Genomic DNA, 19118 nt, shown 5'->3' on the forward strand with positions numbered 1-19118 from the left:
ATGGCGACGATCCTCTATGTCGAGGACAACGAGGACAATGTCTACATGCTGTCCTCCCGCCTGAAGCGCCGTGGCTTCGACGTCATCGTCGCCCGCGACGGGGCGGAAGGGGTCGAGATGGCCGGCCGCGAGCGCCCGGACCTGGTGCTGATGGATCTCAGCCTGCCGGTGATCGACGGCTGGGAGGCGACGCGCCGGATCAAGGCCGCGGCCGGCGGCACCCCGGTGATCGCCCTGTCGGCCCACGCCATGGCGGGCGACCGCGAGAAGGCCCTGGCGGCGGGCTGCGACGACTACGACACCAAGCCGGTCGACCTGCCGCGGCTGCTGCGCAAGATCGAGGTTCTGCTGGACAAGGCGCGGCCCGATGGCTGACCCGGCGGCCGCCATCCTGATCGTCGATGACGACGAGATGAACCGCTACACCCTGGCCCGCCGGCTGCGGCGCGAGGGCTACCAGGACCTGACCGAGGCGGCGGACGGCCTCACCGCCCTGGCCCTGCTGCGCAGCCATCCCTTCGACCTGGTGCTGCTCGACGTGATGATGCCGGGCATGAACGGCTATGAGGTGCTGCGGACCTTGAAGTCGGACCCGGCGCTGCGCGGCATCCCGGTGATCATGATCTCGGCGCTCGATGCGGTCGACGGCGCCGTGCGCTGCATTGAACTGGGTGCCGAGGACTACCTGCCCAAGCCCTTCAATCCCACCCTGCTGCGGGCTCGCGTCGGCGCGTCGCTGGACAAGAAGCGGCTGCGCGACCAGGAGGCGGCCCATCTCGACCAGATCCGGCGAGAACAGGAGCGCAGCGAGCGGCTGCTGCACGCCATCCTGCCTCCCGGCGCGATCAGCGAGCTCAAGGCGACCGACAGGGTCGCGCCGCGGCGATACGAGAATGTGGCGGTGCTGTTCTGCGACATCATCGACTTCACCGCCTATTGTGACCGCAATCCGCCGGAGCAGGTGGTCGCCGAACTGCAGGGCCTGGTGGAGGCGTTTGAAGGCATCGTCGCCGGCCATGGGCTGGAGAAGATCAAGACTATCGGCGACGCCCTGATGGCGACGGCGGGGCTGCTGGAGGGGATCGAGGAGCCGCTGCCGGCCAGCATCCGCTGCGGCTTCGACCTGGTCGCGGCGGCCCGGCAGGCGAAACCCGGCTGGGGCGTCCGCGTCGGCATCCATCACGGCCCGGTGGTGGCAGGCGTGATCGGCCGGCGGCAGTTCCTGTTCGACCTCTGGGGCGACACGGTGAACACGGCGGCGCGGATCACCGCCTGCGCCAATCCCAATTCCGTGTTCCTGAGCGCCGCGCTGTGGTTGCCGATCCGCGGCCGCTGCCGCGCCCGCAGCCAGGGGCACTACGAGCTCAAGGGCAAGGGGCAACTCGAGCTGGTCGAGTGCGAGGGGATTGACTAACGCCTGTGGCGCCGCGCCCTCAACACGCCTTGCGCAGGGCGAAGGCGAGCGCCGGAGACGGCACCGACGAGCTGCGCCGGATGGCCGGCTTCGGCTCGGGCGCGGCAGGCCGCGAGGCCTGCTGCTCGGCGGCGGCGAACGCCTCCAGCTCCGCCGCCAGCGACGGCGGCAGGTGGCGGAAGCGGCCGCCCAGGCTGATCTGCATCAGATGGGTTACCAGCGGGAATCCGGTCATGAGGGACATGACGGCCTCCTTTGAATCGATTTTTTGAATCGATTCATGATCACTCTCCACGGCCCGGCCGTCAAGGAGTTTTTGAATCGGTTCAAGATCACGGCTAGGGTAGGGCATGCCCGAGGACGCCCCGACGCCCGACGCCCCGAAGCCGAAAGCGCGTCTGCGCGACATCGCCACTGCGGCAGGGGTGGCGCAGGGCACCGTCTCCAACGTCTTCAACCATCCCGAGCGGGTCAGCGACGCCATCCGCGCCAGGGTGATGGAGGCGGCCGAGGCGCTCGGCTACCAGGGGCCGGACCCGCTAGCCCGGATGCTGCGCACCGGCCATATCGGCACCATCGCGGTGATCATCCCGGAGGGGCTGGGCTACGCCTTCGGGGACCCGGCGGCGCTGGCCCTGATCCAGGGCGTCGCCGCGGTCTGCGACGAGACCGGGCGCGGCATCTCGGTCTATGCCGCCGCGGATGTCGAGGCGGCGCGCAAGGCTCTCGGCTCGGCCGCGGTCGACGGCTTCATCATGTACTGCATGGAGGAGGAGCCGGGCGTCCTTGACATCATCAAGAGCCGCGGCCTGCCGGTCGTGACGGTCGACCAGCCGCTGGTCGAGGGCTGCCGCACCGTCACCGTCGCCGACCGCAGCGGCGCCGAGGCCTCGGCCCGGCATCTGCTCGAGCTCGGCCACCGCCGCATCGGCGTGCTGTCGATGGAGCTGATGCCGGATTCGCGGGAGGGCGCGGTGTCGCTGCGCCGCATCCGCGACTCGATCTACGACGCCTGCCAGCAGCGGCTCTACGGCTATCTCGATGTGCTGGCCGGGGCCGGCATCCCGGCGAGGCAGGTGGCGATCGAGGAATGCCTGTTCGAGGCCGAGTCGATCGAGCGCAGCATGCCGCGGCTGCTGCGGCGCCAGCCGGGCATGACCGCGATCCTCGCCACTTGCGACCGGCTGGCGCTGTGGGCGATGGATTGGCTGGCGCGGCAGGGCCTGTCGGTGCCGGGCGACGTCTCGGTGATCGGTTTCGACGACATCGCCGCGGCCGCCACCGCCCGGCCGCCGCTGACCACCATCCGCCAGCCGCTGGTCGAGAAGGGGCGGGCGGCGGCGGAGCTGCTGATCGACCCGCGCGGCCGCCAGGAGATCCATTTCGGCACCGAGCTGGTGCTGCGCGCCTCGACCGGCCTGGCGAAGGGCTAGCGGCGGAGGGCGGAACGAATTTCGGCGGGACGGGTTTCTCTCGCCCGTGCCCCGATTGCCCGGCGCGGGATCCCGAAGCGTGGGGAGACGCGTTCCGTGAAGCAGTTCCTGATTGCCGCTGCCCTGGTGCCGCTGCTGGCCGTGCCCGCCTTCGCCGGCTGCAGCGAGGATTTCATGGCGCAGTCCAAGGCCATCCCGCCGCTGCAATCCGCCCGGCTGAAGAGCCTGATGGCGCCCCAGGCGGAGAAATGCGCCGCGCATAAGAGCCTGATCGACGCCTATGCGAAGCTGGGCGACCTCTACAAGACCTGCCAGGCCGATCTCCGCTTCAGCGATGCGGACCTGCAGGACTTCCAGAACACCATCGGCGACGAGCAGAAGAGCTACGCCGAGGAGTGCGGCTCCTGACCCGTCGCTAAGCGCCGACCAGGCCCGGCAGCGCCGCCAGCGTGTCGATCTCGCGGTCCGGCGCGCCGGGCAGGCGCTCGCGCGGCTGCCGGCTGCGGTTGCACCACACCACCTGCAGGCCGAAGGCCGAAGCGCCGTAGGCGTCCCAGCCGTTCGATGATTGGAAGGCGATCGCCCGCGCCGGCAAGCCGAGCGTATCGAGCGCCAGCTGATACACGCTCGCATGCGGCTTGTAGATTCCGGCCTGCTCCACCGACAGCAGGGCGTCGAACTCCAGCCCGGCCCCGGCGACCAGCGCCTCGATCATGCGCGGCGTCCCGTTCGACAGGATCGCCGTCCTCAGCCCGGCGGCGCGCAGCCGGCGCAGCACCTCCGGCACCTCCGGGTAGGGGTCGAGCGCCAGGTACAGCTGCATCAGCCGGTCGCGCAGACCGGGGCGGTCGATCGCCAGCGCCTCCAGCGCGAAGTCCAGCGCGTCGCCGGTGACCTGCCAGAAATCGGCGTGGCGGCCCTGCACCGCCCGCAGCCAAGTGTAGGCCAGCTGCTTCTCGCGCCACAGGGCGGCCAGCGGGCCTGCCTTGTCGCCCAGCAGCTGGGCGCTGCGCTGCGCCGCCGAGGCGGTGTCGAACAGCGTGCCATAGGCGTCGAAGACGCAGGCCTTGACCCCGGTCAGCGCATCCATGGTCTGCTCCTGTTCAGCGGTCGGCTTCGGCGGGCGCGGCGACGGGCCGCTGCTCGGCCCAGGTCAGGATCGCGTCCAGCGCCGGGCACAGCGCCTGGCCCCATTCGGTCAGCGCGTACTCGACCTTGGGCGGCACCTGGGGATGGACGATGCGGCGGACGATGCCGTCCGCCTCCATCTGCCGCAGCTGCTGGATCAGCATCTTCTGCGAGATCGCGGGAATGGCCCGCTCCAGCTCCGAGAAGCGCAGCAGCCTGCCGCCGAACAGATGGAACAGGATCACCAGCTTCCACCGCCCCTCCAGGACCTTCAGCGCCTGCTCGACGCCCGCGGCGGCGGAGCCGGGGCTGTAGACCGGGCGCTCACCTTCGGGTGAGTACCTTACTTTTTCGTGCGTACTTGCCATTGTGAAACCCTATTCCCATTCTCGGCGTCCTGCAACCGACACCGAGGATCCGCCATGACGATCACGCTTCCCGAGCCCATCGCCGCCTACGTCGCCGCCGACAATGCCGGAGACGATGCGGCGCTGGCCGCCTGCTTCGCCGTCGATGCCGAGGTTCGCGACGAGGGCCGCACCATCCGCGGCGTTGACGCCATCCTGGTCTGGAAGGCCGAGTCGAAGCGGAAATATGCCTATACGGTCGAGCCGCTCGCCGTGGCCGAGGCGGCGGGTGGGACGGTCCTCACCGGCCGGGTCTCGGGGCAGTTCCCCGGCAGCCCGGTCGATCTGCGCTACGTCTTCGGCCTGAAGGATGACCGGATCGCGACGCTGGAGATCCACGGATGACCGCGCGTCCCGTCTTCCCGGCCGATCCGCGCGAGCTCGCCGGCAAGCGCGTCCTGGTGACCAGCGGCAGCCGCGGCATCGGTGCCGCGGTGGCGGCGCGGCTGCGCCGGGCCGGGGCCCGCGTGCTGGCCGTTGCCCGCAGCCGGCCGGGCGATCTGGACGACTCCGAACCGTTCGTGACCGCCGACCTGACCGGGATCGAGGGCTGCACCACCGTGGCCGAGGCGGTTCGCGACCGGCTCGGTGGCGCCGACATCCTGGTCCATGTCCTGGGCGGCTCGAAGGCTCCGGCCGGCGGCTTCGCGGTGCTGGACGACGGCGAATGGCAACGCGCGCTCGACCTGAATCTGCTGCCGGCGGTGCGGCTGGACCGGGCGCTGCTGCCCGGCATGCTCGACCGCGGTACCGGCGTGATCATCCATGTCGGGTCGATCCAGAGCCGGCTGCCGCTGCCCGAGGCCACCATCGCCTACGCCGCGGCCAAGGCTGCGCTGTCGACCTACAGCAAGGCGCTGTCGAAGGAGGTCGGGCCGAAGGGCGTGCGCGTCGTCCGGGTGGCGCCCGGATGGGTCCAGACCGACGGCGCCACCGGCCTGATCGAGGAGCTGGCCGCCCGCAACGGCATCGATGCCGATGGCGCCCGCAAGCTGCTGATGGCATCGCTCGGCGGCATCCCGATCGGCCGCCCGGCATGGCCGGAGGAGGTGGCGGAGCTGGTGGCCTTCCTGGCCTCCGATCGCGCCGCCGCGATCCACGGCAGCGAGCATGTGATCGACGGCGGCACCATCCCTGTGGCGTAAGCCGCCGGCGTCACACCGCGTTGGTCAGCGGCCGTCCGGCGAAAAAATTGTCCAGGGCGTCGATCGTCATCCGGCACATCTCGCGATGGGCGGCCTCGGTCATGCTGGCGATGTGCGGTGCCAGCACCACGTTCTCCAACCGCTTCAGCGCCTCCGGCACCTGGGGCTCGTGCTCGAACACGTCCAACCCGGCGCCGGCGATGGTGCCGGTCTCCAGCGCCGCGATCAGCGCCGGCTCGTCCAGCACCTCGCCGCGGGCGATGTTGATGACGTGGCCGCGCGGCCCCAGCGCCTGCAGCACCGGCCGGTCGACGATGCCGCGGGTGCTGGCGTCGGAGCGGCAGGAGACGACCAGGATGTCGGCCCATTCCGCCAGCGACGCCAGGCTGTCGTGATACGCCCAGGACGCGCCCGGCTTCGGCCGGCGGTTGTGGTAGCCGACCTCCATGTCGAAGGCGGCGGCGCGGTGCGCGATCCTCTCGCCGATCGAGCCGAGGCCGAGGATGCCGACGCGGCGTCCGGCCAGGCCGGTCGAGATCAGCGACGGCGGCGCGGCCGGGCGGGTCCACTGCCCGGCGCGGACGAAGCGGTCGCCCTCGCCCAGCCGGCGCACGGTGGCCAGCAGCAGGGTCAGCGCCATGTCGGCGACGCAGGCGGCATTGGCGCCGGTGTTGCTGGTGACGGCGATGCCCCGCTCCCGCGCGGCCGCCACGTCGATCCGCTCATAGCCCGAGCCGTAGCAGGCGATGATGCCCAGGTTCGGCAGCCGGTCGATCAGCACGCGGTCGATGCCGATCACGCCGATGGTGATGACGCCGCGGATGCGGTCGGCCTGGGGCAGCGGGCCGGCCTCGGCGCTCGCCCGCGAATGCTCGACCAGGTCGAAGCGCTCGCGCATCGGGCGCAGCGACGCCTCCGGCATGCCGGGGTGGAGGTGCAGGATCGTTTCGGGCACGGGCGGGGTTTCCATCGCCGGGGGATCCCGCCGTCCTAGCACGGGCGTCCGCGGTGGGCACCAGGGTCTTGCGCCCCGTGGTGCTGTGGCGCAGCCTGGGGCATCCCGTCGGAGGCTTGTCGATGCTGGCCCGACTGCTTGCCTTGGTGCTGATCATGATCGCGACTCCCGCCGCGGCCCGGCCGCTCGACTGGTCCGCCGTGCCGCTGCCGAAGCTGGAAGGCGGCGCCTTCGCCCCCGACGCCTTCGCCGGCAAGGTGGTGCTGGTGGTCAACACCGCCTCCTTCTGCGGCTTCACCAGGCAATATGCAGGGCTGGAGGAGCTGTGGACCCGGCACCGCGACGGCGGCTTCGTGCTGCTCGGCGTGCCGTCGAATGATTTCGGCGCGCAGGAGCCGGGCTCGGAAGGCCAGATCGCGGCCTTCTGCGAGACCACCTTCGGCATCGACTTCCCGATGCTGGCCAAGCAGCCGGTGGTCGGCGCCGACGCCCACCCGCTATACCGCTGGGCGGCGCAGCAGGACGCGGCGGCCGTGCCGAAATGGAATTTCCACAAGCTCCTGATCGGCCGCGACGGCACCCTGCTGGCCGCCTTCCCCAGCGGCGCCGAGCCGACCGGGCCCGAGGTGACCAAGGCGGTCGACGCGGCGCTGGCGCGCTAATCCTCGGTTCCCAGCCGTTCCAGCAGCGTCGCCAGGGACGGGCTGAGGCGGCGCAGCTCGGCGCGGTGGATGGCAGACAGGCCGGCTAGCGCCTCCTCCGCGCGGTCGGTCAGGGCGACCATGGCGCGGCGCCGGTCCGCCGGGTCGGCCTCGCGCCGCACCAGGCCCAGCGCTTCCAGCCGGTCGACCAGCCCGACCGTGCTGTGGTGGCGCTGCACCAACTGCTCCGCCAGCTCGCCGATCGTCACCCGGTCGCGGCCCGGGAAGCCCTTGATCGCCAGCAGCGCCTGGTGCTGCTGCGGCGTCAGCCCGGCCGTCTTCGCCGCCTCGCCGCTGAAGTCCAGGAAGCGCCGCAGCGCGTGGCGGAACGCCGCCAGCGCCTCGTAATCCGCCTTGCTCAGGACGTGGGTCATCGGCGCCGCGCATCCTCGTACTTGAAATTATATCGCATTGCGATATTTATCCGGCGTCCGGGCTCAGAGAGCGTTTGGAAATGCGCTGGTGTGAGTCGGCTGGCGGTGGCTTCGAGAACCGGCGCGCAGCGGACGTTTGAGTCCGTGAGCACCGGAAGCGCAGAAGCCGTCGTCAGACGGCCGCACCAGTAGCATTTCCAGACGCTCTCAGCGCCGGATGCCCTTGATCCTCCGGAACTGGCCCGATGTCGAGACCCGCAGACCCGGCGGCGCCTTCCCGCGCTGTCCCTCCGACCCGTTCCGCCAAGCCGGCTTCGGTGAAGCTCGGCGACTTCACCTTCGACCGCGGCGCCCTCCGGCTGATCGCGATGGCGCCGGTGGTCGCCACCGCCGGCACCGCCGCCGCCTGGGCGCTGCTGCAGCTGATCGCGCTGGTCACCAACCTGGCCTATTTCGGGCAGCTGTCGACCGCCACGGTCGAACTCGGCCGGTCGCCCTGGGGCATCGCCGCGGCGCTGGTGCCGCCGGCCGGTTGCCTGATCATCGGCCTGATGGCGCGCTACGGATCGGAGAAGATCCGCGGCCACGGCATTCCGGAGGCGATCGAGGCGATCCTGATCGGCAGCAGCCGGATCCAGCCCAAGGTGGCGGTGCTGAAGCCGCTGTCCTCCGCCGTCTCGATCGGCACCGGCGGCCCGTTCGGCGCCGAGGGCCCGATCATCATGACCGGCGGCGCGCTGGGGTCGCTGTTCGCCCAGCTGTTCAACCTGACGGCAGCGGAGCGGAAGACCCTGCTGGTGGCCGGTGCCGCCGCCGGCATGACCGCGATCTTCGGCACGCCCGTCGCCGCGGTGCTGCTGGCGGTCGAGCTGCTGCTGTTCGAATGGAAGCCGCGCAGCCTGATCCCGGTCGCCACCGCCGCCATCGTCGCCGCGGCCTGGCGCCCGCTGCTGTTCGAGACCGGGCCGCTGTTCGCCTTCAGCGGCATGGTCGACCTGTCCGGCCCGGCGCTGCTCGCGGTGATCGGCGTCGGCATTGCTGCCGGTTTCGGCTCCGGCATCCTCACCGCGCTGGTCTATGGCTTCGAGGATCTGTTCGAGCGGCTGCCGATCCACTGGATGTGGTGGCCGGTGCTGGGCGGCATCGCCATCGGCATCGGCGGGCTGATCGAGCCCGCGGCGCTCGGCGTCGGCTACGACTCCATCCGCGACCTGCTGGCCGGCCACCTGCCGCCGGGCGACGTGCTGCGCCTCCTGGTGGTGAAGGCGCTGATCTGGTCGATCGCGCTCGGCTCCGGCACCTCCGGCGGCGTGCTGGCGCCGCTGCTGATCATGGGCGGGGCGCTCGGCGCGCTGGAGGGCACGGTGCTGCCCGGCGGCAGCGGCGTCTGGGCGCTGCTGGGCATGGCGGCGATGATGGGCGGCACGATGCGCTCGCCGCTGACCGCCGCGGTGTTCGCGGTCGAGCTGACCGGCAACCTGGCCATGCTGCCGGCCCTGCTGGCCGCCTGCATCGCCGCCTACGCCGTCACCGTGCTGCTGCTGAAGCGGTCGATCCTGACCGAGAAGATCGCCCGGCGCGGCCATCACATCCTGCGCGAATACATCGTCGACCCGTTCGAGCTGACCCGCGTCGGCGACGTCATGGTGGCGCGGGTCGACACGCTGCCGGCGGCGATGCCGGTCGACGACGCCGTCGCCTTCTTCACCGACGAAAGCGGCCCGCGGCACAAGAGCTATCCGGTGGTGGACGAAGCCGGCCGTCCGATCGGCATGGTGGCCCGGGCCGATGTGCTGCGCTGGATGGTCTCCGGCTGGCCGCGCGGCACCAGCCTGGCCGACGCCGTCTCAGGTCTGCCGCTGGTGCTGGGCCATCCGGACGAGATGGTCGGCCGCGTGGCGGACCGGATGGCGGAGGGTGATGCCGGCCGCGTCCCGGTCACCCGGCGCGAGGACGGCGTGCTGGTCGGCATCCTGGCCCGCAAGGACCTTTTGCGGGTGCGGGCGCGGCTGCGGACTGAGGAGATCGACCGGGCGCGGCTGCTGCGCCCGGGCGGTCAGCGGTAGAGCTATACCGACAAGAACACCGATTTTGCTACGACAGAGCTGGCCCGACCTATTCCGCCGCCGCCCGGCGCCCATTGCGGTCGGCGACGTAGCGGCGGACGGCCTGGCCGAAGGCGGCGAACAGCGCCACCGAATCCGGGTTGTCGCGGAACTTCCACTCCGGGTGCCACTGGGTGGCCAGGCCGAAATAGGGCGCGGCCTCGATCCGCACCGCCTCGATCTGGCCGTCCGGCGCCGTCGCCTCGACCGTGAGGCCGACGCCCAGCCGGTCGATGCCCTGGGCGTGGATGGTGTTGACCATGGTCTCGGCCTTGCCGAACAGCGCCGCCAGCGCGCCGCCCTCGGCCAGCGCCACCGGATGGGCCGGGCCGTACTGGACCTCGACCGGCCTGCTCTCGTCGGCGCGGTGGTCCACTCGGCCGGGCACCCGCTCGACATGCTGGTGCAGGGTGCCGCCGCAGACCACGTTCAGCTCCTGCAGGCCGCGGCAGATCGCCAGCACCGGGATGCCGCGCTCGATCGCCCGGCGGATCAGCGGCAGGGTGGTGGCGTCACGGTCCGGGTCGTGCAGAGTGCCGGCCTCGCTGGCCTCGCCGCCATAGTGCAGCGGCTCGACATTGGACAGGCTGCCCGTGATCAGCAGGCCATCCAGCCGGTCCAGCACCGCGTCGATGTCGTGCCAGCCGCCCAGCGCCGGGATCAGGAAGGGCAGGCAATCCGCCCCCTCCGACACCGCGCGGACGTACTTGTCGCCGACGGCGTGGAAGGGATGGACCCCAAGCGGCTTGACGCAGGCCGGGATGCCGACGACGGGACGAGACGAGGCGGGCATGGGCAGGCTCCTGGACCGATGCTCCATATTTCGCCGCGGGGGCCGGGTTCGACCAGCCCCGCAGGGGCGGGAATGGCCCTGCGGCGGGCGCATGGCTCGGGCCACGCCCCGCGTGCCGCAACAACGCCTTGTTTGCCCCCTTCCGGCCGGCCGCAATCCGTGGTTATAAGCGATTCAACGAGCGAGAGCGGGGGGCCCATGTTCCTGGTTCCGACCTATGTGGCGCAGAGCGCGATCCACGGCCTGGGCGTGTTCGCCGCGGCGCCGATCGCCCAGGGCACGCCGATCTGGCGGTTCGAGCCGGCGGTCGATAAGGTGGTGCCGGAGGAGGTGGTGGCGTCGTTGCCCGAGGTGCCGCGCCGCTTCTTCGAGACCTACGCCTATCTGTCGCCGGACATCCCGGGCGGCTATGTGCTGAACGGCGACGACGCCCGTTTCCTGAACCATGATGACGACCCGAACACCGACAATTCCGGGCCGGTGACCCTGGCCGCGCGCGACATCGCGGCGGGCGAGGAGATCACCTGCGACTACCTGGTCTGCTGCCTGGAGGAGCGCGACGGCCCGCTGGCGCGGCGGCTGGAACCGGCGGAGTCGTGAGCGGCGAGACCCTGCTCCTGCGGCCGATCTGCGAGGCCGATCTCGACGCGGTGCGCAAGCTGCAGGCCGACTCCTTTGCGGCCCTCGCCGGCGACACCCACAGCCCGGCGCAGATCGCGGCGCATGTGGCGCTGATCATGGCGCCCGACTATGTCGGCGAGCTGCTGTCCAACAACATCCTGGTGGCCGAGGCGCCGGATGGCGCGCTGGTGGCCACCGCCGGCTGGTGCCGGGTGCCGGACGATCCGGCGGCGGCCCGGCTGCGCAAGGTCTTCGTCGCTCCGGACCGGGCCGGCCAGGGCCTCGGCCGCCGGATGTGCGAGGCGGCGGAGGACGCCGCCCGCGCCGCCGGCTTCCGCCGCTTCCGGGTGCGCGCCAACGCCAATGCCGAGATCTTCTACGCCAAGCTTGGCTACCGCCCGGTCGAACGGGGCGAGATGCCCACGGCCGCCGGCGTCGCCCTGCCGACCGTGATCATGGTCAAGGGCTGACCGCCGCGTCGATCCGGGGCCGCATTCGACCCTGAGCAAATGCAGTTCGGCGTCGCGGTCATGCCGCGTTCGTCGGCTGTTCGACCCCGCACCCTGAATGACGAAACCTATCCCGTGGCATAGCTCGGCCTCTCCTTCGACCCAATCGACCGCAAACACGCCTCGCCGTAGCGTCGTCGGTGCCGTTTGCAAGTCGATCAGCAGGAGACAGACATGAGCCCGGACAGCATCTCACACCCCGGCGGATCGAGGCCCGACGAGTTGGTTCCGTCGCGCTATGCGCTGCGGATCGGCGAGATCGACGTGCTGGTGGTCAGCGATGGGGTGCTGCCGCTGCCGACCGCGATGCTGGCCCACAACATCGACCCGGCCGTGCGCGCGGCCTGGCTGAAGGAGATGTTCCTGCCGCCGGACGCGTTCGATTGGGCGCTGAACGTGGTCGTGGTGCGCAGCGGCGACCAGACCATCCTGGTCGACGCCGGGCTGGGGTCCGACCCGGACCTGCACCTGCCGCGGGCCGGGCAACTGATCAAGCGGCTGGAGGCCGCCGGCATCGATCTGGGATCCGTGACCGACGTGGTGCTGACCCACATGCACATGGATCATGTCGGCGGGCTGCTGGTCGACGGGGTGAAGGAGCGGCTGCGCCCGGACCTGCGGATCCACGTGTCCGCCGCCGAGGTCAAGTTCTGGGAAGCGCCCGATTTCTCCCACGTCTCCATGCCGCCGGGGTTTCCGGACGCGCTGCGGTCGGCCGCCAAGCATTTCGTGAAAGAGTACCGCGGCCAGCTGCGGACCTTCGAGGATGAGCATGAGGTGGCGCCGGGCGTGGTCGTCCGTCGCACCGGCGGCCACACCCCCGGGCACAGCGTGGTTCGGGTGGCGTCCGGCGGCGAAGGGTTGGTCTTCGCCGGCGATCTCGTGTTCACGGTCGGGTTCGACCACCCCGAATGGTACAACGGCTTCGAGCATGACCCCGAGGAGGCGGCCCGAATCCGGGTCGGCCTGCTGCGGGACTTGGCGGCGAGCGGCGAGCTTCTGGTGGCCACGCACCTGCCGTTCCCGTCCATCGGCCGGGTGGCGGCGAGCGGCGATACCTTCCGTTGGGTGCCGATCTACTGGGATTACTGAATTCCAGACATCGTCATTGCGGCCCCGGCCTCGCGCCGGGGAAGCAATTCACTGGCCGTCCGCACCGACGGATCGCAGCGGGTGTTGCCTCTCCCCTGCGCTGGAACCGGCCGGCCGTCACCGCAGCCGGACGAGCCCCGCTTCGGTCGGCTGGAAGCCGCAGGCGTCGCGGTAGAAGCCGCGGAGATGCGGGTCGAAGTCGACATGCAGCCATTCGCAGCCGGCGGCGCGGGCCTGCGCGATCGCCTCGCGGACCAGCTGCGTCGCATGGCCCCGGCGCCGCAGCGGCGGCGTCACCGCCGTGTCGAGCAGGAAGGCGTGCACGCCGCCGTCCCAGGCGACGTTGACGAAGCCGGCCAGCCGCCCGGCCAGGCGCAGGCACACCCAGCCCAGGCTGAAGCGGTTGACCTGGCGCCACCAGTCGTCGGCCAGCACTGCATGCTCGAAGCATTCGGCATGCAGGGCGTTCAGCTCGTCATTGGCGAAGGGGCCGCGCCATTCCAGCACCGGGTCCGCCACCGCTCAGCGGTCGCTCTTCTTGCGCGGCACGACGAACAGCTTGTTGTCCAGCTGCACCCCCGGCTGGATGCCGGTCAGGTCGACCTGCGTGACGTTGCCCTGCTGGTCCACCGACACCCAGCTCTGCAGGATCATCGGATTGGCGCTGAAGTTCAGGGTCAGGGCGCCGTCCTCCGGCTTGTCGGTCTGCACCAGCTGGACGCTCAGCAGGTTGTTGCCGCGGCTGACCTTGGTGATGGTGACGTCGCCCGACAGCCGGACATTCGCCCGGGTGATGAAGTCGGCGATGGTCGACCCCAGCGGCACGTCCTTCCGCTGCCGCAGATCGGCATCGTAATAGGTCAGCCAGGTGCCGTCGGCGATGTACATGTAGGCGATCGGCGGCTCGTATTCGAGCCGCATCTTGCCCGGCCGCTTCAGGTAAAAATGGCCGCGGTAGAGGTCGGTGTTGTTGGTGGTCTGGACGAAATCCGCCTTCACCGTGGTCAGGCTGCCCAGATACTGCTCGACCCGCTGCAGGTCCTGCCGGTCCTGGGCGGTCAGCTGGGCGGGCTGCACCGCGGCCATGGCCGGCCCGGCGGCGATCAGCAGGGCGGCCAGGGCCGCGGCGATGAGACGTAGCATGGTCATGGCAGTCCGGATACTCAGGGTCTGTGTTCCAAGTAGGGCGAAGACCCCCGGATATCCAGGGCGGCGAGTTGCCGCCGGTGCTCAAGCATCCTCCGGCAGCTCCAGGTCGAGCAGGGCGGAGGACAGCGACTTGCCGTGGCTGTCCAGCGCCAGCGAGGTGGTGACGCCGCTGCCCAGTACGCCGCGCCCGACGAAATGCAGCGCCGCCAGCCCAGGCAGCTCGAAGCGGCTGAAGCGGCCGGCAACGTCGCCGCACAGATGCGCCTCCACCCGCTCCGCCGTCACCGCGCGGCGCAGCCGGTCGTAATCGGCGGGGCCACGAGCGATCACGCTCAGCGTCGTGGTGTCGCCCTTGTCGCCGGCGCGGGCATGGGCGAGCTGGCCGAGGCGGACCATCATGCCTCCAGGATCTCGACCGCGGGGCTGACGGCCCGCCGGTCGATCAGGGTCGAGACGATGCCCACGACCGGGCGCAGGGCGCTGCGCACGCCGCCCCCCGCCGCCGGGCCGTTGGTGTACAGGCTCTCGACCTCGCGTGCGGCGTCGGCAGCGGCCTCGGCGGTGGCGGCGCGGGCGCACAGCCGCAGCCGGACCTCGGATGGGGTTCCCCCGAGCAGCCGACCGGGCAGCAGCGCATTGACGCCGACCAGGTCCAGCCGCAGGTCGGTGATGTCGCTGCGGCGGGCCAGGCGCTCGCGCACGATGTCGGCGGCGCGCCGGCCGCGCTCGACCGCGCCGCTGCCGCCATAGGAGATGCCGGCCTCCGCCTCCCAGCCCGCCTCATAGGCGACGCTGACCTTCAGCGACGCCGGCCGCGTCTGCCCGCGCGCGCCGGTGACGGCGACGCGGTCGGCGCCCCGCTCCGTCACCGACACGCCGGTGACGTCCAGCACCACGTCCGGAGTGACATAGGCGCCGGGGTCGGTGACCTCGTACAGCAGCTGCTCGGTCACCGTGGCCCGGCTGACCAGCCCGCCGGTGCCCGGCAGCTTGGTCACGGTGATGCCGCCCGCCGCCGTCACCTCGGCGATCGGGAAGCCCAGATCCGCCAGGCCGGGCGCGTCGCTGCCATCGGCATCGGCGAAATAGCCGCCGGTGATCTGGCCGGCGCATTCCATCAGGTGCCCGGCCAGGGTGGCGGTGGCGATGCGGCCGGCATCGTCCAGCGCCCAGCCGAAGCGCCAGGCCAGCGGTGCCACGAACAGCGACGGGTCGGCGACCCGGCCGGTGATCACCAGTTGCGCCCCGGCCTCCAGCGCCGGCAGCATGGCGTCGGCGCCGAGATAGGCGTTGGCGGCGATCAGCGGGCCATGCGCTGCCAGCGGCCGGCCGTCCTCGAGCGCCGGGGCGGCCGGGTCGATCCGGTCCAGCACGTCGTCGCCGGTCACCACCGCGATCCGCATCGCCACGCCGAGCTCCCGGCACAAGGCGGCGGCGCGGCGGCCGGCGCCCGCCGGGTCGGCCGCGCCCATATTGGTCAACACCCGGATGCCCTGGGCGGCGACGCCCGGCAGAACGGGGCGCAGCCGGCGCTCCAGCAGCGGGTCGAACCCGGCCTCGGGGTCGGCCCGGCGGCGGCGATGGGCCAAAGCGATGGTGCGCTCGGCCAGGCATTCGAACACCAGCGCGTCCAGCTTGCCGCGCCCCACCAGCTCGGCCGCCGGCTCCAGCCGGTCGCCGGCGAAGCCGGCGCCGGCCCCGATCCGCATCGCCTTCGGCATTCAGATGGCTCCCGTGGCCCAGGCGACGGCCGTCATGACGAGGGTCGAGGCGAAGGCCCATTTGAAGATGAAGCGCTGATGCGCGCCGAGCTGCACCCCGGTCAGCCCGACCAGGATGAAGGTCGAGGCGGTCAGCGGGCTCAAGGGGAAGCCGGTGGTCATCTGGCCCAGGATCGCGGCCCGGCCGATCGCCAGCGGGTCCTGGCCCAGCGCCTCGGCGGTGCCGGCGAAGACCGGCAGGATGCCGTAGTAATAGGCGTCCGGCGTGAACACCAGGCTCAGCGGCATGCCGGTCACCGCCACGATCTGCGACAGGTACGGCGCGAGTTCCGGCGGCACCACCGCCACCAGCGCCTCGGCCATGGCGCCGATCATCCTGGTGCCGCCCAGGATGCCGGTGAAGATGCCGGCGGCGAAGATCATCGCGGTGACGGTGACGACGCTGTCGGCATGCTTCACCAGCCGCCCGCGCTGCTGCTCCCAGCGCGGATAGTTGACCAGCAGCGCGATGGCGAAGGCGGTGATGAACAGCACCGGCAGCGGCCACAAACCGGCCAGCAGCGCCACGATCAGGGCGATGGTCAGGGCGGCGTTGAACCAGGCCAGGCGCGGCCGGCGCGCCGCCCGCTCGGCCTCGGTCGGCTCGACCAGCGCGACTGCATCGACGCCATCGGCGATGCCCAGGCGCTTGCGCTCGCCGCGGCCGATCAGCCAGGCGGCGACGAACACCCAGGCCAGGCCGGCGACCATCGCCGGGATCACCGGGTTGAACAGGGCCGGGGCATCGGTCTTCAGCACCGCCATCGCCCGCGCCGTCGGGCCGCCCCAGGGCAGCAGGTTCATGGTGCCGGCGGCCAGGCAGATGATCCCGGGCAGCACCAGCGGGTTCATGCCCAGCCGGCGATGCACCGGCAGCAGCGCCGTGACGGTGATCAGGAAGGTGGTGGCGCCGTCGCCGTCCAGCGCCACCAGCATGGTCAGCAGCGCCGTGATCAGGCACAGCCGCACCGGGTCGCCCTGTACCAGGGACAGCAGGAATCTGACCGGCCGGTCGAAGATGCCGGTGTCGAGCATCAGCCCGAAATACAGCACCGCGAACATGATCATGATGCCGACCGGCGCGACCTTGACCAGGCCGTCCAGCATCATCGGGCCCAGGCCGGCGCCGAAGCCGCCGAGCAGGCCGCCGGCCAGCGGCACCAGCACCAGCGCGACCAGCACCGAGACGCGGCCGCTCAGGATCAGCGCCAGGAACGCCGCGATGGTCAGGAACCCCAGGGCCGCCAGCATGATCATCCTCCCGTTGCGGCGGCCGTCCTTCCGTCGGCGACCGCTCGGCCCCAGGACGCCAGACAGGCGATAGATCGAGAAGTGAATTTATGTCATCGATTGATGCATGAAGCGCATCAATCTGTCGCTGTTCGAGATCGAGGTGTTCCTGCAGGTCGACCGGCTGCGCAGCTTCCGCGCCGCGGCCGAGGCGCTGGGCATGTCGCAGCCGGCGGTCAGCCGGGCGGTGGCGCGGGCCGAGACGCGGCTGGGTGTCCGCCTGTTCGACCGCAACACCCGGACGGTGGAGCCGACGCCGCAGGGCCGGGAATTCGCCGCCATCGCCGGCCGGCTGATCGGCGACCTGCGCAGCTCGCTCGACGATCTCGGCGACTATTTCCGCTCGGCCCGCGGCCGCGTCGCCGTAGCCGGGCTGCCTTCGGTCACGGCCGGGCTGCTGCCGCCGGTGATCGACCGGTTCCGCCGCGGCCATCCGGGCGTGTCGGTCGGCGTCATCGACACGCTGCTCGACGGCGTGGTTGGCGCGGTGCTGCGCGGCGAGGCCGATCTCGGCATCGCCGGCCGCCCGGCGGCCGACGGCAAGATCGAGTTCACGAGGATCCTGTCGGACCGCTTCGTCGCCATCCTGCGCCAGGACCATCCACTGGCGCGGTCTTCGGCCGTCACCTGGGCCGACCTGGCCGGCTTCCCCTTCGTCGCCATGTCGCGGATCACCAGCGTCCGCCCGCTGACCGACCGCGGCTTCGCCCAGGCCGGAGTGGCGGTGGAGCCGGAGTTCGAGGTCTCGCATCTCGCCACCGCCGGGGCGCTGGTGGCGGCCGGCCTCGGGGTGACGGCGCTGCCGGTGCTGACCCTGCCGGTGCTGGCCCATCCGGCCCTGACCACGCGGCTGCTGCAGGGGCCGGAGGTGACCCGCGACATCGGCGTGCTGACCCGGGCGGGCCGGACCTTGTCGCCCGCCGCCGCTGCCTTCCGCGACACGGTCATCGCCTCCGGCACCGACCCCGTATCGCGGGCATGAAAAAGGCCCGACCGCTGGTGCGGCCGGGCCTCTCCGTCGCCGATGGTGCGGCGATTACTCGGTTGGGGCCGCCTCGTCCGACGGCATGGTCTGGTCCGTCGGAGCCTGTTGCATTGACGGGGCCTGATCCATCGTCCCCGGCTGCATCGACTGGGCCGGGGCCATCTCGCCGGGCATGGCCTGCCCGGGCATCATCTGCTGCGGCGTGGCCCCGGCGCTCAGCTGCTGCTGGTTGAGGTTGCGGGTCTGCTCCTGCTCCGCCGCGTTCTGCGCGCTCTTGCTGCCGCGGTGCCGGCGCGGCGTCTGGGACTGATCCTCGGCACTAGAGGACTGCATGTGCTTGCGGTGGTGGGTGCCCTGAGTCGATTCCGACGGCATGTTCGCGGCGGGAGCCTCGACCGACGGCGCCGTTCCGGGCACCGCCGGCTCGGTCCCGGTCTGGGCCAGGGCGGGCGCGGCGGCCAGTGCCGACACGGCGAGGGCGGTAAAGACAAAACTCCTGCGCATAAAGGTCTCCATCGAGGGATGCCTGATGATCGGGGCCACAGGCACAGACGGCCGCGGCGCGTGATCCGATCCACTCCCTAACGAGGAGTGCAGCGATACCGATCCGAGAAAAGTGCTTTCATGAACGATATTTCATGTTGGCCGCGCTTCGTCTGGCTAAGCCAAAAAGCAAATCCTGGACGGGGCGCCAAGTTGTTGTCTCTCTCGGCAAGCGAGGCGTTGTCAGAATTCGATCACTGGACCGACATCCGCTTTCTACTCTCCCCCTCCCCTTGGGTGTATGGACCGGGGAGGGGGAGGATGAAGGGCATGGGCCGCTGCCTGGCGTGCACGAAAAAAGGCCCGGCTGCCTGAGCAGCCGGGCCTCGCGGGCCGCGGACCTCGCCTCGGAAGGGGGGGTGGAAGCGAGGGCCTGTTGCAGCCCGAACCGATTACTGCGTTTTGCTCAGCTGCTCCTGGTTCAGCTTGCGGGTCTGGTCCTGCTCGCTGCTGGCGCTGCGATGCGTCGACGCCTTGTGATGATGGGGCCCGGCCATGTGGTGGGTCTTCATCTTCATCGGTGCGTCGGCGGCCGGTGCCGCGGGGGTCTGCGCCATCGCCAAGGCCGGGGCCAAGGCCAAGGCGGGCACCGCGAGAACGGCGAACAGAAGGCTCCTGCGCATGTGAACGATCTCCATCGGGGGGACAACGAAGATCGGAGGAGAGGCGGGGCGGGAGGCCACGTCTTGGCTCCGACGAACGAACCCTACGTCG

General features: G+C 71.1%; 25 protein-coding genes. 12 read left to right on the top strand and 13 right to left on the bottom strand.

From position 1 onward, the window contains the following. Both QFZ27_RS05960 and QFZ27_RS05965 read left to right on the top strand, forming a co-directional pair. Complete coding sequence (locus QFZ27_RS05960) at nucleotides 1-375, top strand: response regulator (protein WP_429225174.1); 375 nt, start codon at nucleotides 1-3, stop codon at nucleotides 373-375. Beyond that, nucleotides 368-1414 carry an adenylate/guanylate cyclase domain-containing protein gene (locus QFZ27_RS05965; RefSeq protein ID WP_429225175.1) on the top strand — a complete coding sequence of 349 codons (1047 nt, stop codon included), beginning with the start codon at nucleotides 368-370 and terminating at the stop codon, nucleotides 1412-1414. The genes QFZ27_RS05960 and QFZ27_RS05965 overlap by 8 nt, the downstream gene beginning before the upstream one ends. 19 nt (nucleotides 1415-1433) lie before the next feature. On the opposite strand, the gene QFZ27_RS05970 is transcribed toward QFZ27_RS05965, so the two are convergent. Next, on the bottom strand, nucleotides 1434-1658 hold the full coding sequence (locus QFZ27_RS05970) for a hypothetical protein (protein WP_429225176.1): 225 nt from the start codon (nucleotides 1656-1658) through the stop codon (nucleotides 1434-1436). A gap of 106 nt (nucleotides 1659-1764) precedes the next feature. On the opposite strand from QFZ27_RS05970, the gene QFZ27_RS05975 reads away from it, so the two are divergent. Next, complete coding sequence (locus QFZ27_RS05975; RefSeq protein ID WP_429225177.1) at nucleotides 1765-2847, top strand: LacI family DNA-binding transcriptional regulator; 1083 nt, start codon at nucleotides 1765-1767, stop codon at nucleotides 2845-2847. A 96-nt stretch (nucleotides 2848-2943) separates the two neighbouring features. Next, nucleotides 2944-3255, top strand: a complete 312-nt coding sequence (locus QFZ27_RS05980; RefSeq protein WP_429225178.1) for a hypothetical protein — start codon at nucleotides 2944-2946, stop codon at nucleotides 3253-3255. A gap of 7 nt (nucleotides 3256-3262) precedes the next feature. On the opposite strand, the gene QFZ27_RS05985 is transcribed toward QFZ27_RS05980, so the two are convergent. Together QFZ27_RS05985 and QFZ27_RS05990 are read right to left on the bottom strand one after the other, a co-directional pair. Beyond that, nucleotides 3263-3937, bottom strand: a complete 675-nt coding sequence (locus QFZ27_RS05985) for a haloacid dehalogenase type II (protein ID WP_429225179.1) — start codon at nucleotides 3935-3937, stop codon at nucleotides 3263-3265. A 13-nt stretch (nucleotides 3938-3950) separates the two neighbouring features. Further along, on the bottom strand, nucleotides 3951-4343 hold the full coding sequence (locus tag QFZ27_RS05990) for a winged helix-turn-helix transcriptional regulator (RefSeq protein ID WP_429225180.1): 393 nt from the start codon (nucleotides 4341-4343) through the stop codon (nucleotides 3951-3953). A gap of 54 nt (nucleotides 4344-4397) precedes the next feature. Here QFZ27_RS05990 and QFZ27_RS05995 point away from each other — a divergent pair, with 54 nt between their 5' ends. Next, entirely contained in the window at nucleotides 4398-4727 is a 330-nt protein-coding gene (locus QFZ27_RS05995; protein WP_429225181.1) for a nuclear transport factor 2 family protein, read from the top strand. Further along, on the top strand, nucleotides 4724-5527 hold the full coding sequence (locus QFZ27_RS06000; protein WP_429225182.1) for an SDR family oxidoreductase: 804 nt from the start codon (nucleotides 4724-4726) through the stop codon (nucleotides 5525-5527). The genes QFZ27_RS05995 and QFZ27_RS06000 overlap by 4 nt, the downstream gene beginning before the upstream one ends. Nucleotides 5528-5537: 10 nt before the next feature. Here the strand turns inward: QFZ27_RS06000 and QFZ27_RS06005 are convergent, their stop codons facing one another. Further along, complete coding sequence (locus tag QFZ27_RS06005; RefSeq protein ID WP_429225183.1) at nucleotides 5538-6482, bottom strand: 2-hydroxyacid dehydrogenase; 945 nt, start codon at nucleotides 6480-6482, stop codon at nucleotides 5538-5540. 122 nt (nucleotides 6483-6604) lie between these two features. Here QFZ27_RS06005 and QFZ27_RS06010 point away from each other — a divergent pair, with 122 nt between their 5' ends. Beyond that, a complete protein-coding gene (locus QFZ27_RS06010) occupies nucleotides 6605-7144 on the top strand; it encodes a glutathione peroxidase (RefSeq protein ID WP_429225184.1) in 540 nt (179 codons plus the stop codon). On the opposite strand, the gene QFZ27_RS06015 is transcribed toward QFZ27_RS06010, so the two are convergent. After that, nucleotides 7141-7557 carry a MarR family winged helix-turn-helix transcriptional regulator gene (locus tag QFZ27_RS06015; protein ID WP_429225185.1) on the bottom strand — a complete coding sequence of 139 codons (417 nt, stop codon included), beginning with the start codon at nucleotides 7555-7557 and terminating at the stop codon, nucleotides 7141-7143. The genes QFZ27_RS06010 and QFZ27_RS06015 overlap by 4 nt on opposite strands. A 245-nt stretch (nucleotides 7558-7802) precedes the next feature. On the opposite strand from QFZ27_RS06015, the gene QFZ27_RS06020 reads away from it, so the two are divergent. Continuing rightward, nucleotides 7803-9623, top strand: a complete 1821-nt coding sequence (locus QFZ27_RS06020; protein ID WP_429225186.1) for a chloride channel protein — start codon at nucleotides 7803-7805, stop codon at nucleotides 9621-9623. 49 nt (nucleotides 9624-9672) lie between these two features. On the opposite strand, the gene QFZ27_RS06025 is transcribed toward QFZ27_RS06020, so the two are convergent. After that, nucleotides 9673-10455 carry a gamma-glutamyl-gamma-aminobutyrate hydrolase family protein gene (locus tag QFZ27_RS06025; protein WP_429225187.1) on the bottom strand — a complete coding sequence of 261 codons (783 nt, stop codon included), beginning with the start codon at nucleotides 10453-10455 and terminating at the stop codon, nucleotides 9673-9675. Nucleotides 10456-10653: 198 nt separating this feature from the next. Between QFZ27_RS06025 and QFZ27_RS06030 the strand changes: the two genes are divergently transcribed. The 3 genes from QFZ27_RS06030 (at nucleotide 10654) to QFZ27_RS06040 (ending at nucleotide 12677) form a co-directional block, all read left to right on the top strand. After that, a complete protein-coding gene (locus QFZ27_RS06030) occupies nucleotides 10654-11055 on the top strand; it encodes an SET domain-containing protein (RefSeq protein ID WP_429225188.1) in 402 nt (133 codons plus the stop codon). After that, nucleotides 11052-11546 (top strand): GNAT family N-acetyltransferase, encoded by a 495-nt coding sequence (locus QFZ27_RS06035; RefSeq protein WP_429225189.1) that lies wholly within the window; start codon nucleotides 11052-11054, stop codon nucleotides 11544-11546. Before QFZ27_RS06030 ends, QFZ27_RS06035 begins: the two co-directional genes overlap by 4 nt. A gap of 213 nt (nucleotides 11547-11759) precedes the next feature. Beyond that, nucleotides 11760-12677, top strand: a complete 918-nt coding sequence (locus QFZ27_RS06040; protein WP_429225190.1) for an MBL fold metallo-hydrolase — start codon at nucleotides 11760-11762, stop codon at nucleotides 12675-12677. Nucleotides 12678-12794: 117 nt separating this feature from the next. Here QFZ27_RS06040 and QFZ27_RS06045 read toward each other — a convergent pair whose 3' ends face one another. The 5 genes from QFZ27_RS06045 to QFZ27_RS06065 all read right to left on the bottom strand — a co-directional run bounded on the left by QFZ27_RS06045 (nucleotide 12795) and on the right by QFZ27_RS06065 (nucleotide 16837). Continuing rightward, the gene (locus tag QFZ27_RS06045) at nucleotides 12795-13196 is read right to left on the bottom strand and encodes a GNAT family N-acetyltransferase (protein WP_429225191.1); all 402 of its coding nucleotides are present in this window, start codon (nucleotides 13194-13196) and stop codon (nucleotides 12795-12797) included. A 3-nt stretch (nucleotides 13197-13199) separates the two neighbouring features. Next, complete coding sequence (locus QFZ27_RS06050; protein ID WP_429225192.1) at nucleotides 13200-13826, bottom strand: LolA family protein; 627 nt, start codon at nucleotides 13824-13826, stop codon at nucleotides 13200-13202. Between the two features lie 81 nt (nucleotides 13827-13907). Beyond that, a complete protein-coding gene (locus tag QFZ27_RS06055) occupies nucleotides 13908-14225 on the bottom strand; it encodes an AtuA-related protein (RefSeq protein ID WP_429225193.1) in 318 nt (105 codons plus the stop codon). After that, the gene (locus QFZ27_RS06060) at nucleotides 14222-15547 is read right to left on the bottom strand and encodes an acyclic terpene utilization AtuA family protein (protein ID WP_429225194.1); all 1326 of its coding nucleotides are present in this window, start codon (nucleotides 15545-15547) and stop codon (nucleotides 14222-14224) included. The genes QFZ27_RS06055 and QFZ27_RS06060 overlap by 4 nt, the downstream gene beginning before the upstream one ends. Then, nucleotides 15548-16837 (bottom strand): CitMHS family transporter, encoded by a 1290-nt coding sequence (locus QFZ27_RS06065; RefSeq protein ID WP_429225195.1) that lies wholly within the window; start codon nucleotides 16835-16837, stop codon nucleotides 15548-15550. It abuts the gene before it with no gap. A gap of 106 nt (nucleotides 16838-16943) precedes the next feature. Here QFZ27_RS06065 and QFZ27_RS06070 point away from each other — a divergent pair, with 106 nt between their 5' ends. Continuing rightward, entirely contained in the window at nucleotides 16944-17858 is a 915-nt protein-coding gene (locus QFZ27_RS06070; RefSeq protein ID WP_429225196.1) for a LysR family transcriptional regulator, read from the top strand. A gap of 54 nt (nucleotides 17859-17912) precedes the next feature. Here the strand turns inward: QFZ27_RS06070 and QFZ27_RS06075 are convergent, their stop codons facing one another. Continuing rightward, nucleotides 17913-18365: a hypothetical protein gene (locus tag QFZ27_RS06075; RefSeq protein WP_429225197.1), complete on the bottom strand. Its 453-nt coding sequence runs from the start codon at nucleotides 18363-18365 to the stop codon at nucleotides 17913-17915. A 431-nt stretch (nucleotides 18366-18796) separates the two neighbouring features. Continuing rightward, complete coding sequence (locus QFZ27_RS06080; protein WP_429225198.1) at nucleotides 18797-19027, bottom strand: hypothetical protein; 231 nt, start codon at nucleotides 19025-19027, stop codon at nucleotides 18797-18799. Between the last annotated feature and the right edge of the window lie 91 nt (nucleotides 19028-19118).

Source organism: Inquilinus ginsengisoli (genome assembly GCF_050434925.1).
GTDB lineage: Bacteria > Pseudomonadota > Alphaproteobacteria > DSM-16000 > Inquilinaceae > Inquilinus > Inquilinus ginsengisoli_B.